Below are 14,978 nucleotides of genomic sequence, written 5' to 3' on the forward strand. Positions count from 1 at the left end.
CGCCGCTTCGCCGCTCGCTCGCTACGGCGCGATTGAGAACGCGCTCACGAGCGGCTTCGCTACCGCCGACCTACACCATTCGGCGGGACACGACCTGCCCTTCAATTCCTCGACGACCGACACCATGCCAGACCAACTCCATCGACAGGGCTGGAGGTAACAATTTTCGCGGTCTGAATCTTTCGGCTTTTGCTACCTGGAAAAAACTGCGCAACGGCTGCGTTTGGTCGCGGATAGTCTCCCCGTATTCAGGATCAACTCATCTGGTCCATCCTGGACGGTCTATCATCGTGTCGTGTCGCGTTGCTGTGTAACGAAAAATTACACTTAACGATTTCTTAATTAGTTATCTCTAATATTCTGATCGGAACTTCTCCCAGTTCCATGTGGCGAGACTGGCCCGCCTCGGCGGGCCTCTTTTACGCGGCTGCTGCCGTTAGATGCGGAGACCTTTGAAGCACTTCGATGCGTTGATCCGGGAGCCGACCCCAGCCCTCTTTGGATCAACGAGCATCTGGCCGGAGACCAAAGCGGAACCTCCGGCCAGATGTTTCAGGCAAATGCACGTTCGGCTCCTCCCTGTCGTCATGGCAAAAATCATCGTCACTTTTGGCTGAAACGACGCAACAGGATCTTGGGCAGTGCGCTCCTGCGCTCGCTCGTGTGTCTGGCTACTCGACCTAGCCCCGCGGTTGCGGGGCTCTTCGTTTGTCCGGGCTATGTGGTGACCGGGGCGTTCTGTACCACTTCTTTGAGAAGCAGCGGTCAGGGAAACAGCTCCGTTTTGGGAGCCTGCACGCCGTGCGTGCCATCATATCCATTGACCTGCGATGGCACCCAACCCTGCGGAAGGCTCGACGGTCGATAGACCTCGACTTCGAGGGGATAGCACGCCGCGGCATCCGACGAATGTTCGGACGAGCAATCGCCCCCGGGACATGCTGACATGCAAGCGAGAAGATCGATTTCTGCGAAGAACTCCAGGTAATCGCCCGGGCGCACCGGGCTCGCCTTCATGAAGTACTGCCCCGTATCCCGGGTAAAGCCCGTGCACATGAATACGTTCAGGACGTCGTGGATGTGTGTCGACGCTTCGTCCAGCGGCATTCCGGTTTCCTCTGCAAAGGCCCGTGTGAGGTTCGAATGACAGCAGTGATGATACTGTCCTCCATGGCTCAGGAGGTTATGCGTGTAGGGATCGCAACGTGTTCCTATGACGTCGTGCACTGAGCCTCCAAACGCGTCGAAGCCATACCAGTCAAGCGTATCATGGGTGATCGTCGCGATGGGCCGCAGATAAGGCAGGTTCGAGAATAGCTGGTCGCCAAGCCCGACATGAGTTCCGTTCAAGGCACGGGTTTTGCCCGTATAGAGGCGCTCGCTAATGTTGTTGGCGTTGAACAGATTGAGATCGCCGACCTGCGGACCCTCGCCGCAGAGAATGCGACAAAAGTAGCCTGTCGGCACCGTCCAGCATGCGGCATCTCGCGCTGGAACAGTCACGCGCTTCACAAGCGTGAGGTCCGTGCGCAAGGCGCGGTAGGCCTTAAGATCGGGACGTGGCAGGCTTTGCACCGGATAGCAAATCACAGGAGCGATTGCCCTGCGCGCTGATGCATCTTGCGGGGCTTCAGTGACGGGTGGGGGCTTCATCCCTCGTCCTCTCCATGCTGCATATTGGGACTGCCTATTGAAGGCAGGTCAGTTTGCTCAAAATCTAGCCATGTTCGCAGAACCGATGGAGGTTTCAACAGGTTCTTTTGCCGCAGCGTTGAATTCATAGACTTATTGAATTGTCGCGAGTTCGGCGCCGAGGCCAAGAACGGCATCGATCTTGGCAATGTGGCGAATACGGCCGGATCTCGGCGCGGCGATCCGCGTTTCCATTTTCATCGCCTCGACGATTGCAACGATATCCCCTTCAACCACTTCGGCACCATCCTCGACAAGCCATTGACGCAACGTTCCGGGAATGGGAGTTGTAACCGCTCCTTCGCTCGCGCGAGGCGTTTCGCCAGCGGGTTTAATGGCAGCGGCGCCAGAAACCGAGAACAGGCCAGCTGGCAGGGCGAGTTCATGTCGTCTGCCGTCGATCTCGATGAAACTGCGAACGAGACCGCTTTCGACAGGATCGACACGTGGTGCGGGCAGGATCCCTGAAAACTGCGTCTCTATCCAGTTTGTGAAGACCCCGAACCTATCCTGGCCGGTAAAGTCAGGCTCGTTCACCACGGCGCGGTGGAACGGCAGGACCGAGGCGACGCCATCGATCCGGAACTCGGCCAATGCCCGGCGTGCACGCTCAAGGGCGTGGCTGCGCGATGATCCCGTGACAATCAGCTTCGCCATCATGGAATCGTAAAGGTCCGGAATTTCAGAGCCCGTTTCGACGCCCGTATCGAGACGAATGCCTATTCCCGACGGGGCGCGAAAGCGCGTAATCGGCCCCGGCGTCGGAAGAAAGCCTCTTCCAGGGTCCTCGGCATTGATGCGAAATTCGAAGGCGTGTCCGCGCGGTTCCGGGGTTTCCATGACTGATAGCGCCAGGCCGTCGGCGATGCGCAACTGTTCGACCACGATGTCGATGCCCGTGGTTTCCTCGGTGACGGGATGTTCGACCTGAAGGCGGGTGTTGACCTCGAGAAATGAAATGACGCCATCTTGTGACAACAGGAACTCGACAGTTCCGGCCCCGCAGTATCCGACCTCCGCGCAGATCGCTTTCGCCGCCTCATGGATGCGGTTGCGCTGCTCTTCGCTGATGAAGGGCGCTGGCGCCTCCTCGACAAGCTTCTGGTTGCGGCGCTGGAGCGAGCAGTCCCGCGTCCCGAGGACAACCGTGTTGCCATGGCTGTCGGCGATCACCTGCGCCTCGATGTGGCGCGGCTTTTCCAGGAACTGCTCGCCGTAACATTCACCCCGGCCAAACGCTTCAGTTGCCTCGCGCACGGCTGAATTGAAGAGCTCCCCAACCTCTTCCAGCCGTCGGGCGACTTTCATGCCACGACCGCCACCCCCAAACGCTGCCTTGATGGCAAGAGGCAGGCCGACCTCGCGGGCAAAGGCAACCGCGTCTGCCGCTGTAGAAATCGGGCCATTCGATCCCTTGACGAGCGGCGCTCCCACCTTTTCGGCAACGCGACGTGCCTCGACCTTGTCGCCAAGTGCCGCAATGACGTCAGGCGAAGGCCCGACCCATATCAGCCCGGCCTCGATCACGGCACTCGCGAACTCGGATCGCTCGGACAAAAATCCATAGCCCGGATGAACGGCATCGGCGCCTGAGCGTCGCGCAATCTCAAGAATCCGGCCGATATTCAGATAGGTCTCTGAAGGACGGCCCGGTCCGAGGCCATAGGCCTCGTCAGCAAGCTCTGCATGCAATGCGTTTGCATCGGCATCAGAGTAGATGGCAACCGATGAGACGCCGTAGTCGCGCGCGGCGCGGATGATGCGAACGGCGATTTCGCCACGATTGGCGATCAGCAGCTTTTTCATCAGTCAGTCTTCCTGTGTGATAGCAGCGGCCGGGACAAGTGGTTCTGCCTGCCTCTCCTGCGGATCGAAGGCGGCAATCAGATTGAAGCGGATGCGTGCGCCGATCGGGATCTGGCCAGCAAGATCGAGATGGTGGCTGGCGACAACACCGATCACGGGATAACCACCGGTCAGCGGATGGTCGGCCAAAAAAAGAACGGGTTGGCCCTCGGCAGGAACCTGGATTGCGCCATGTGCGGTCCCTTCGGAGGGAAGCTCCCCATGAACACTTCTTTCGATCGGAGCGTTCCCGGACAGGCGCATGCCGATGCGGCTCGATTGTGGTGTGACGTCCCATTCCTGTGTGCGTAGCGTTTCAATACCGGTCTGCGTGAACCAATCGGTTCGCGGCCCGGGAATGACATCAAGTGTTACAATCTCGCCCGCACGAGGCAGCCTACCAGCTTCTTGCGGGCTTTCGTCGACAGCGCAGGCAGGCTTTGAAGCAGGGACCAGCAGACTGCCTGTCTGAATGGTCTCGGGACCAACCTTCGCCAAGGTATCGGTGGCTGCCGAGCCAAGCATCGGCTCGACGAGAAAACCGCCACGTAAGGCAAGATAGCTGCGCATTCCGGCCGACGGGATGCCCAGGGTCACCTCGTCTCCCGCGTCGAGCGCAAAGGCCCGGGCAAACGGCGCTTTGATCTCGCTACCATTGTGCGTTCGGATCGTCATGGAACAGGGAGCACCGGTCACGGCAACAGTCACCGCCCGGTCCGCCTGAAAGGCAAATCCGCCGAAGGTCACTTCGATGACAGCGCTCTCGCGAGGATTACCCAGAAGCAGATTGGCAGCCTGCATTGCGCCGCGATCGAGCGCGCCGGACTCCGAGACGCCCTGGCTCGAGCGGCCTTTCCGACCGAGATCCTGATAAAGGGCCGGCCGGTCCGACCTGGTCACCAGAAGGCCTTCCGTTACGGGCGCTGAGGCCGGTGTCTTACCCTTGACTGAAGTCACTGGAATGGCCGGGCGCTGCGCCAGATTGCGAAAGCAAACACGATCGCCTGGCGCCAGAAGAGCCGGCCGTTCACGCGCAGTGTCCCACATTTTGAGAGGGGTTGATCCGAGCAACTGCCAACCGCCCGGACTGTCCGAGGGGTAGATTCCGCCAAACTTTCCGGCCAATGCCACCGACCCGGCAGGGACCTTCACGCGCGGACTCCTTCGTCGTGGAACGTCGAAGCCCTCATCATCGCAGGTCATGTAGGCAAAGCCCGGCGCAAAACCGGTAAAGGCGACCGTATACGTCGCCTCGGTGTGCCGGCGGATAAGTTCTTCCACCGACCAGCCAAGCAGCTTCGCCACCTCCTCGAGGTCAGCACCATCATAAGTTACCGGGATTTCAAACAGATCGCCCTGACGGACACTGCGCTTCGACAGATCCATCCGCGCAATCGAATTCGTCAGTGTTTGACGGTCCGTCAGATAGGGATCGAACTGTATCATCACGGTCCGCGCAGCGGGGATTGCATCCACCACACCGGGAAGCGGCGTGGCAAGAAGCGCATCGAGAAGCGTCAAGGTCGTTTCGAGATCCTTGAGCTCGACGAGGAAGCCACCACTCCCGGCAGGAAGGAAGCGAAGCAGCTCACACATGCGAGGGGCCGACAAAGGACTTCAGGTCGATACCGCGTTTTTCAAAGGTTTCACGCAACGTACGTGCGATCCCAACCGCCGCCGGCGTGTCGCCGTGAACGCAGATCGATTCTGCCTCAAGCGGAATATCGATACCGTCGATGGTCGTGACCCGCTGCTCGTTCACCATCTTGAGCATGCGCTCGGCAATGACTTCCGGATCATGAATAACCGAGCCTGGTAGTCTACGGCTGACGAGACTTCCGTCGGCATTGTATGCCCGGTCGGCAAAAGCTTCGGATACGACCGTCAAACCAGCGTCGCGTGCTTGCTTCACGACAGGGGCACCTGCAAGTGCCAGGAATACCAGGGCGGGATCGATCGCCTTTATGGCCGCAATGACATCCGCTGCCTGTCGCGTATCGTTGGCGATGGTGTTGTAAAGCGCCCCATGTGGCTTGACGTATCGCACCGATGTTCCGGCCGCCCGGGCGAGACCCTGCAATGCACCGATCTGATAGATCGTATCGCCGACGAGCTCATCACTCGACGGATCCATGTTGCGGCGACCAAAGCCAGCGAGATCGCGATAGCCGACATGTGCACCGACCACCACTCCGCGGCCGGCCGCTTCCCGCAAAACGCTCAATATTCCGGCGGGATCGCCGGCGTGGAAACCGCAAGCGATGTTGGCGCTTGTGACGATCTGAAGCACGGCGGCATCGTCGCCCATTCTCCACGGTCCGAAGCTTTCGCCGAGGTCGCTGTTAAGATCGATACTTGCCATGTCGCACACCATTGGAGAATGAGGATTCGAGATTATTGGTCTATAACTTCTCAGGGATCAACGTCGACAAATATGATCTGACCTGCGGGCGTGGAGAGCCCGGTTGCAACGGATGTCCCGAGTTTCAAGCTCTCGAAGAGCCAGCCTCATCGAAGCCCGCTTGGCCCGCGACGTCTCGGCGCCGGTTATGTCCTTGAGGAACCGGACCCGCCTGGAGATCAGACAGCGAGGAGGCGTCCAACCCAATAGCCGACCTGGTGCTTGAAATAATCAGCCTGCTCTGTGGTTTCCCGCCAAGCCATACGGCTGTACAGCCCTCGGCACGCGATCTTGTCGACCACAGAGAGGAAAGCTATGAGGCCAACGATGAAAATCAAACCGCGCATACCCAGACATTAGCAGAGCAGCATTTAGAAACCTCTAACGCATCCCGCAGCACGGCTTTCCCGCCCGCGTTCGCACTCAATGAAATTGACGATCCAAGGCGAGGCAATTCACCGATCGGCCGAAAGGATTGATTTGAGCAATTGAGTGCTTCCGAAGGCCCCGCCGTCAGTCCGGCAAGGTAAGTTTAATCCGGTGAGGTTCGGGTTCGCGGGGCAGCGACCAAACCCACCCCATGCGGGACCATCCGGTTGGCCGACCATCGGGTCCGACGACAAAAATGGAAGTCGCCTTGATTTGGATCAAGGACATCATCTACGGCGTTCAGATAGCCTCCACAGAACTTGGTCCCAGGGACCGGCCTATCGACGAGGAGGCATACAGGATGGATCAATCGGTCACGCGCCTAAGAACATCGTCAATGTCCCCGGTGAAATGCCCATCGATCACCGCCGTTGGCAGAGGTGGTGCCGACATCTTGCTCGAGCGGGCGGACGACGACCACTGGATCGTGACGATGCTTTCTCGTACAGCGCTCGAATGGGCGAAAAGTGAACTCTGCTGTCCTCTTCGTGCCTGCTTCGCCGGAAGCATGAAACTGGACATCCTGAGCACCAACCGGCTGTTGAAACAGGCAAACAGTCAGGGATTCAGGACGGAATTTATCGGCCTAGGTGGTAGAGACGTCTTTTGACGCTGCTCGAGGTCGGCTGGCGGCCTTGAAGACGAAACGCGGCGACAAAACAGAACCCGAAGATCGACGAATTGAGAGGCATATGCTCGCGCTCGGTCACCATAAGCAAACCTCATATGGGCATGACGGCTCCTTACTTGCGAGGCGGAAGGCAACTGGCTATGCCCATTTTTTAAACCCGGACCTCGCTTGACACTTTTTTAGCCCCTCCATATGGTTTTGAACCAAACGGTAAAAAAAGGGGAACAATCATGACAAAAGACCTTCTCATGTCACGTCGCGCGCTCATGGCCTCAGGCATTGCCCTTGGCGTCAGCGGGCTGGCCCCGATCGCGCGCGCTGCTGCCCCATTGAAGGTGGCGGGCATCCATGCCTCGCCCGTCGAGAACGCCTGGAATTCTTGTCTTCACAAGGCCTTGCAGGACGCCGCCAAGGAGGGCGTAATTGAATATGTATTTTCAGAAGGTGTTTCCGGGACCGACTATCCCCGCGCCATGCGCGAATATGCCGAGCAAGGAAACAAGCTGATTATCGGCGAAGCCTATGCCGTCGAAAAGGAAGCGCGCCAGGTGGCGGCCGATTACCCCGACACCGCGTTTGTTCTCGGATCGAGCGGCAAGGAAGAAGGCAGCAATTTCGGCGTCTTCGGCACCTGGAATTACGACGGCGCCTATCTCGCGGGGATGCTGGCAGGCAAGATGACCAAGTCGAACATGGTCGGCTCCGTTGGCGCCATGCCTATTCCCGAGGTCAACATGCTGATCAACGCCTTCGCCGAAGGTGTCAAGTCGGTCAATCCCGACTGCAAGCATCTCGTGGCCTTCATTGGCACGTTCTTCGATCCGCCGAAGGCGCGCGAGGCAGGCCTTGCCCAGATCGATGCTGGTGCCGACATCCTGTTTGGCGAGCGCATCGGAACTGCCGATGCGGCCAAGGAACGCAAGATCAAGGCTGTCGGATCATTGATCGACTATACCCCACGCTATCCCGACACCGTCTTTGCAAATGCCCTGTGGGGTTTCAGGCCCATTCTGAACGCGGCGATTGCCGATGTCGCTGCGGGCAAGCCCGTCGGCCGCAACTACACCGCCTTCGGGCTGATGAAGGAAGGTGGAAGCGACATCGTCTTTGTGAAGGGCGTGGCGCCCGCAGACGCGGAAGCGGCCATGGAAGCCAAGCGCGCCGACATCAAGGCCGGCAAGTTCGAGGTGCCGCAGAACATGGAACAGCCAAAGTAAGTTCGGCCGATCCATGCTCGGCAAACGGCCAGTCGACGCCACCGACGTTTCAGAACTGATCCGTTCCGGCCAACTGACTGCAACGGAGGCGATGCGGCAGTCTCTGGCCGCTGCCACCCGGCTTTCCAGTCTTGGTGCCATTACTCATCTTAATGGCCCAATGGGGATTGCGACCGCCCAGGCAGCCGACGACGAGCGTCGGGCCGCCCCGACGCGTTTCTCGGCGCGTGCGTTTGGTGGTGTGCCGACGCTTGCCAAGGATCTTGGCGGCCCGTTCAAGGGTCTGCCGGTTGCAGCCGGTTCGCGCCTTTTCAAGCGAGATTCCGGCAATGCCGATTCCGAGCTTGCAGCCCGGTTTCGCGCGGCTGGCTTTTGCCTGTTTGGCCTGACCACGAGCCCCGAACTCGGCCTGTCGCTTGCAAGCGAGCCGGCAATTGGGCCGGTCTGTCGTAATCCGCATGACCCATCCCGAACCGCTGGCGGTTCATCGGGTGGTGCGGCCGCAGCTGTTGCCGCCGGCATCGTTTCAATAGCACATGCGACCGACGCTGGCGGCTCCATTCGCGTTCCAGCCGCCTGCTGCGGCCTGGTTGGGCTGAAGCCCAGCCGGGGCGCCATGCCAGCAGGTCCTTCGTTCGGCAATCACCTCGGTGGCATCGCAAGCGAATTCGTCGTGGCACGCTCAGTCCGGGACACGCAGCTCGCTCTGATCTCGTTGAGCGGTAAAGCGCGTGGCCCATTTCCTGATGTGGCCATGGAGGCCTCTTCTTCGTCCCGCCTGAAGATCGGCCTCCTGACGGATACCGGTGCGCGGTTTCCAACCGCCACCGACCGGCTGGATGCAGTCGAGGCGGCGGCGACTGCGCTCGAACGAGACGGCCACGAGATCGTCCGACTTGAGTGGAGCGATTTTGAAACCGCCGTAGGATATAGCGCGCGCGTTTTCGAGGACATTGTCGCCGTCAACCTGTTCAATCTGGCAGAGGACCTTGAGCTCGACCTGGCAATGGCCGAGCGCCTGACACAGGCAGTCGCCGAACAGGGCTGCGCGATGCCTGCCGCCGCCCTTTGGGCATCGCTGAACAAGGCTGTTCTCGTTAGCCATCATATGTGGGGTCTCTTCGACAGGGTTGATTGCGTTCTGTCCCCAATGCTGTCGTCGGCACCCCTTGCCGTCGGCTCGTTCCCATCCGATCATGCCGACACCGAGCTGCATTTCGATCGCATGGCTGCCTTCGCGCCGCTCGCGCCACTCGCCAATGTCTCGGGAGTTCCTGCCTTGACGTTTCCTTTCGGATCAGATGCTGCCGGCTTGCCGCTGCCGATCCAGCTGATGGCACCAATCGGCCGCGATCTGCAGCTCCTGTCGCTCGCCTTGCGACTGGAAGCCGAAGGCCGTTGGCAACATCCCTTCGAAATCGCGGGCGCGCCCGCATGACCACCGTGCTCGATATTTCCCGTGTCTCGAAGCGGTTCGGCGACAACCTTGCCAACGATGATATTTCGCTGTCACTCAAGGAAGGAGAGATTATCGCACTCCTTGGCGAAAACGGCGCCGGCAAGACAACGTTGATGAGCATCCTCTTCGGTCACTATGTGCCTGACTCCGGTCGCATAATGATCCATGGCCGCGAGCTGTCGCCGGGCAGGCCCCGCGAGGCAATCCGGGCTGGCGTTGGCATGGTGCACCAGCATTTCTCGCTCGCGCCAAATCTCACGGTCATCGAGAACATCATGACCGGGACGCAAAAACTCTGGGCGTTGCGCTCGAACACAAATGCCGCGCGCAGGAAGCTCCTTTCGATTTCGGATCGTTTCGGGCTCAAGGTCGACCCTGACGCACGTCTCGGTGATCTGTCGGTCGGGGAGCAACAACGCGTCGAGCTTCTCAAGGCGCTCTTCAACGACGCTCGAATCCTGATCCTCGACGAGCCAACCGCCGTTCTCACCAATATCGAGGCCGAACGGCTGTTCTCGACGTTGAAGGAGATGGCCCGCCAGGGATTGTCGGTGATCTTTATCTCCCACAAGCTGGATGAGGTCATGGCCGCCGCCAACAGGATTGTCGTGCTGCGCGGCGGCAGGATGGTCGCCGAGCGTCTTCAGTCGGAAACCAGCAAGGCCGAACTCGCTGAACTGATGGTCGGTCACCGGGTCAGCCGCCCCGTACGCGAACCGTCGACACCCGGCGCCGTTGTCCTGGAAGGCGTTGGGATCACCGCCAGGATTGGCGGGGTCGACAGGCTGAAGAGCATCAACCTCCACCTCAGTGAAGGCGAGGTGCTCGGTATCATCGGCGTTTCCGGCAACGGCCAGGCGCCCTTGGCAGCCTTGTTGTCCGGCATGCTGTCGCGCACGGCGGGTGATCTCGTCCTGTTCGGAAAAAATGTCGGCAATCTCGACGTGGCGGACGTCGTCGCAGCTGACATCGGCCGCATTCCCGAAGACCGAAACAAGGAAGGGGCGATCGGCGAAATGGCTATATGGGAAAACGTCGTGCTCGAGCGTCTTCCCGCCTTCTCCCGGGCCGGAATCGTCGACCGCAAGGCAGGCATAACGTTTGCCCGGGAGATCATTGATGCCTTCGACGTGAGAGGTGGTGCGCCGCGCAGCCGTACCCGCCTCCTGTCCGGTGGGAACATGCAAAAGCTTATCCTCGGCAGGAATCTGCAGCAGCGCCCCCGTATTCTGATCGCCGCGCAGCCGGCACGCGGTCTCGACGAGGGCGCTGTGGCCGCCGTCCACGCCCGGATCCTGGACGCCCGCAGGAAGGGCACGGCGGTTTTGTTGATCTCCGAGGATCTTGATGAAGTGATCGCGCTTGCGGACCGCATCCAGGCGATCGTCGGTGGCAGCCTGTCGCCGCCTGTCGACTCGGGAGACATCGATGCACGCCGGCTTGGCCTGATGATGGCGGGCGACTGGAGTGAGACCCCCACGGAGATCAGACATGCGCCTTGAACGCCGCGAGCATCGGCCGGTCTATCTCCTGGTCGGGTCGCCGATCGCTGCCGTCGTCTCAGCACTTCTGCTTGCCGGCATTCTGATCGCAATCGCCGGCGCGCCAGTCCTGGAAGCCTATCGCCGCATCCTGATTGGCGCCTTCGGCTCACGTCTCTCGGCGACCGAGACCTTGACCCGGGCGACGCCCCTTATCCTGACCGGTCTTGCAGCCGCGACGGCCTTTAGGGCAAGGCTTTGGAATATCGGCGCGGAAGGCCAGTTCTACGTCGGCGCTATCGCAGTCGCCGCCTGCGGCTCCAAACTGCTGGCTGGCCTGCCGGGCCCGATCCTCATTCCAGCCTTGCTATTGATCGGCGCTGTCGCGGGCATGGTGCTGATCCTCGTCCCGCTGTGGCTCAGATTGCGCTTCTCTGTTGACGAGGTGGTGACCAGTCTCCTGGTCAACTTCATCGCGCTGCTTTTTGTCTCCATGCTGATCAACGGTGTGCTGAAGGATCCAATGGCCTTTGGGTGGCCGCAGTCGCAGTCCGTGGTCGACGATGCCATGCTGCCGAAGCTGGTTGCCCGCTCGCGCCTCCATATCGGCCTCCTGATTGCGATCGTCCTTGCGGTCATCATTCATTTCCTGCAGACGAGGACGGTTTTTGGCATGCAGTCACGCGCTGCTGGCCTCAGTCCGCAGGGCGCGGCGTTTGCCGGCGTGCCTCTGACGCGGACCCTGGTCAAGGTTGCCTGTCTTTCCGGAGGACTTGCGGGACTTGCCGGCGCGATCGAAGTCCTCGGCGTCAAGGGCTATGTCACCACGGATCTGTCCCCTGGCTTCGGCTATTCCGGTATCGTCGTCGCCATGCTCGCCAACCTGAACCCGCTCGGTGTCGTGGTTGCGGCGCTGTTCACGGCAACCATGTTCGTCGGTGCCGACGGCATGAGCCGCAGCCTGGCCATACCGACCTACATCGCTGACGTAACCGTAGCGCTGTCGCTCCTGACGATGCTCGTTGCCCTGTTCTTCACCCAATACAGGATCCGGCGATGAACATTATTGTCGACATCATCTCATCGGCCGGCCTGTGGGCGGCAATCCTTCGCATTGCCACACCCCTGATCTTTGGCACCCTTGGCGCCCTTCTGTCAGAACGCGCCGGCGTTCTCAACCTCGGCATCGAGGGCATCATGACCTTCGGCGCGATGATCGGGTGGCTTGCGGTCTATCACGGCGCCGACCTTTGGACCGGTCTCTTTGTGGCCGCACTGGCAGGCATGGTGTTCGGTTTCCTGCACGCCGTGATGACTGTTACGCTCGGCCTGTCCCAGCATGTCTCCGGTCTTGGCGTGACGCTGTTTGCCTCAAGCTTCAGTTACTATATTTTCCGTCTGATCGTACCTGTGGCCGGCACACCGCCAACGATCGTCCCCTTCCAGCCAATCAGCATCCCTGGCCTTTCCACCATGCCCTTTGTTGGACCGGCCTTTTTCACGCAAACAGCGCCGACCTATCTCGCCATCCTCACCGCGCTCCTTCTTGCCTACGTCGTCTTTCACACGCCGCTTGGTCTTGCGCTTCGCATGACCGGTGAAAACCCGCATGCGGCGGAAGCCCAGGGCGTCGATCCGATCCGGATACGCTATGGTGCGGTGATCGTCGGCAGCGCGTTAATGGGCATGGGCGGCGCGTTCCTGACGCTGTCAGCCTTCAACAGCTTCTTCCCGACCATGGTCCAGGGTCGTGGGTGGATCTGCATTGCGCTTGTCGTCTTCGCATCCTGGAGACCCGGGCGTGCACTTTTTGGAGCGCTTCTCTTCGCCTTCTTTGACGCCTTCCAGCTTCGCCTGCAGACCGTCGTCCAGGGCATTCCCTATCAGATTTTTCTGATGACCCCGTATATCCTGTCGATCCTGGCGCTTGCCGTCATGGCACGCCGTGCGCGCGTTCCTCAGGCCCTGATGCAATCTTATCGCCGTGGCGAACGGTAAAAGGAGACCCAATGTTCGAGCTGATCATCAGAAAAGCGAACCTTCCCGATGGCCGCAACGGGATCGACATTGCGGTAGAGAACGGAAAGATTGCTGCGATCGAGCAGCAGATCGAGGCTTCTGCCGGAACGGAAATCGATGCAACCGGGCGGCTCGTAACACCTCCCTTCGTTGATCCCCATTTCCACATGGATGCCACGCTGTCACTCGGCCTGCCGCGAATGAACATCTCGGGCACGCTTCTCGAAGGCATCTCGCTCTGGGGCGAGCTTCGTCCGTCATTGACACAGGAGGCGCTGGTCGATCGCGCCCTGCGCTACTGCGACCTTGCCGTAAGCCAAGGCCTTCTTTCCATCAGAAGCCACGTCGATACGTCCGATCCACGTCTCATAACCGCCGAGGCTCTGATCGAGGTTCGAAAACGGGTAAAGCCCTACATCGACTTGCAACTCGTTGCCTTTCCGCAGGATGGCTATTACCGGGCGGAAGGCGGTGTCGACTCGCTGAAGCGTGCCCTCGACATGGGGATCGACATTGTCGGCGGTATTCCGCATTTCGAGCGAACGATGGAAGACGGGCGCGCGTCTGTCGAGGCGCTGTGCAGGATCGCCGCTGATCGCGGACTTCCGGTCGACATGCATTGCGACGAGACGGACGATCCGATGTCGCGTCACATTGAAACGCTGGCGGCCCAGACAGTGCGTTTCGGGCTCCAGGGACGTGTTGCCGGTTCCCACCTCACCTCGATGCATTCGATGGACAACTACTATGTCTCGAAGCTCATCCCGCTGATGGCCGAAGCTGAAATCAATGTCATCCCCAACCCCCTGATCAACATCATGCTACAGGGCAGGCACGATACCTATCCCAAGCGCCGCGGCATGACACGCGTGCGTGAACTGATGGATGCCGGGCTTAACGTCTCCTTCGGGCACGACTGCGTTATGGATCCCTGGTATTCGATGGGCTCAGGCGACATGCTGGAAGTCGGACATATGGCGATCCATGTGGCGCAGATGGCCGGGATCGCTGACAAGAGAAAGATCTTCGACGCCCTTACAGTGAACTCTGCAAAGACGATGGGTCTTGAAGGTTATGGGATGATGAAAGGCTGCAACGCGGACTTTGTTGTCCTGCAGGCAGCCGACCCTATTGAGGCATTGCGGCTCAAGCCGACACGGCTTTGCGTCGTCCGCCGGGGCAAGATTATCGCTCAATCAAAGCCACGGATCGCCGAGTTGTCTCTCGATGGCCGGCCCACGACGATCGATAGCGGTCTAGATTACGTGCCGATGACGCCGTCGTGAGGGCCAAAATGCGCTCCTGCCCCGCGCCGCGCTTTGACTGATACGGTCATGGGTGTCTTTGGTGTGGAGCGCTGGAACCAGGATCCAAGTTTGCGATGGATTTCTGCGAGACACGAGGCGCGCATTTGACTGCCCTCGTCACCTTCCGGGATGGTGTGCCTGCGATCGCAGCATAGGAGGCGATCTCCATTGCCTGGCTGAACGAGCAACGGGCAGAGATCGAGCGGCTCGCCGAAGGGGCGAAGCAGGTGCAGGAAATTCTGGAAAATACTGCTGTTTTCCGATAAGCGGAGTGTTCACCACAAGCGCTTCATCGCCGTCATGGAAAACCTGCAAGATCACCTTGGAACCTTAAACGGTTACGGCCCGGACGTCCTGGAAAAGCACGGGCTGCGATCTCATCCCGATGCAGAGACCCTTCTCGTACATGAAGACAAGTCATGTCTGATCTATGAAGCACAGTCCGACCTCTACGACGGATCGATGCGAAGCGGTTCTGGCGCTGATGGCTGGCGAGC

The 14,978-nt window shown here is 59.9% G+C and carries 11 protein-coding genes; 7 read left to right on the forward strand and 4 right to left on the reverse strand.

Annotated elements, in window-relative coordinates; all coding sequences use genetic code 11:
• Positions 1-765: 765 nt before the first annotated feature.
• From FHX16_RS17435 to FHX16_RS17450, 4 genes are all read right to left on the reverse strand, one after another.
• Complete coding sequence (locus FHX16_RS17435; protein WP_259129506.1) at positions 766-1,653, reverse strand: DUF1989 domain-containing protein; 888 nt, start codon at positions 1,651-1,653, stop codon at positions 766-768.
• A 132-nt stretch (positions 1,654-1,785) separates the two neighbouring features.
• A complete protein-coding gene (locus FHX16_RS17440; RefSeq protein ID WP_259129507.1) occupies positions 1,786-3,498 on the reverse strand; it encodes a biotin carboxylase N-terminal domain-containing protein in 1,713 nt (570 codons plus the stop codon).
• 3 nt (positions 3,499-3,501) lie between these two features.
• Positions 3,502-5,133: an urea amidolyase family protein gene (locus tag FHX16_RS17445; RefSeq protein WP_259129509.1), complete on the reverse strand. Its 1,632-nt coding sequence runs from the start codon at positions 5,131-5,133 to the stop codon at positions 3,502-3,504.
• Positions 5,126-5,899 (reverse strand): LamB/YcsF family protein, encoded by a 774-nt coding sequence (locus FHX16_RS17450; protein WP_259129510.1) that lies wholly within the window; start codon positions 5,897-5,899, stop codon positions 5,126-5,128. Before FHX16_RS17450 ends, FHX16_RS17445 begins: the two co-directional genes overlap by 8 nt.
• Positions 5,900-6,575: 676 nt before the next feature.
• Here FHX16_RS17450 and FHX16_RS17455 point away from each other — a divergent pair.
• The 7 genes from FHX16_RS17455 (at position 6,576) to FHX16_RS17485 (ending at position 14,460) form a co-directional block, all read left to right on the forward strand.
• On the forward strand, positions 6,576-6,977 hold the full coding sequence (locus FHX16_RS17455; protein WP_259129511.1) for a hypothetical protein: 402 nt from the start codon (positions 6,576-6,578) through the stop codon (positions 6,975-6,977).
• Between the two features lie 251 nt (positions 6,978-7,228).
• The gene (locus FHX16_RS17460) at positions 7,229-8,215 is read left to right on the forward strand and encodes a BMP family protein (protein ID WP_183756182.1); all 987 of its coding nucleotides are present in this window, start codon (positions 7,229-7,231) and stop codon (positions 8,213-8,215) included.
• A gap of 13 nt (positions 8,216-8,228) precedes the next feature.
• Positions 8,229-9,653 (forward strand): amidase, encoded by a 1,425-nt coding sequence (locus tag FHX16_RS17465; protein ID WP_259129512.1) that lies wholly within the window; start codon positions 8,229-8,231, stop codon positions 9,651-9,653.
• Positions 9,650-11,176 carry an ABC transporter ATP-binding protein gene (locus FHX16_RS17470; protein ID WP_259129513.1) on the forward strand — a complete coding sequence of 509 codons (1,527 nt, stop codon included), beginning with the start codon at positions 9,650-9,652 and terminating at the stop codon, positions 11,174-11,176. Before FHX16_RS17465 ends, FHX16_RS17470 begins: the two co-directional genes overlap by 4 nt.
• The gene (locus FHX16_RS17475) at positions 11,166-12,215 is read left to right on the forward strand and encodes an ABC transporter permease (RefSeq protein ID WP_259129514.1); all 1,050 of its coding nucleotides are present in this window, start codon (positions 11,166-11,168) and stop codon (positions 12,213-12,215) included. The genes FHX16_RS17470 and FHX16_RS17475 overlap by 11 nt, the downstream gene beginning before the upstream one ends.
• Complete coding sequence (locus FHX16_RS17480; protein ID WP_183864664.1) at positions 12,212-13,153, forward strand: ABC transporter permease; 942 nt, start codon at positions 12,212-12,214, stop codon at positions 13,151-13,153. Before FHX16_RS17475 ends, FHX16_RS17480 begins: the two co-directional genes overlap by 4 nt.
• A gap of 11 nt (positions 13,154-13,164) precedes the next feature.
• A complete protein-coding gene (locus tag FHX16_RS17485) occupies positions 13,165-14,460 on the forward strand; it encodes an amidohydrolase family protein (RefSeq protein WP_259129515.1) in 1,296 nt (431 codons plus the stop codon).
• Positions 14,461-14,978: the final 518 nt, after the last annotated feature.

It is taken from the genome of Rhizobium sp. BK661 (assembly GCF_024808825.1).
In the GTDB taxonomy this organism is placed as follows: domain Bacteria; phylum Pseudomonadota; class Alphaproteobacteria; order Rhizobiales; family Rhizobiaceae; genus Rhizobium.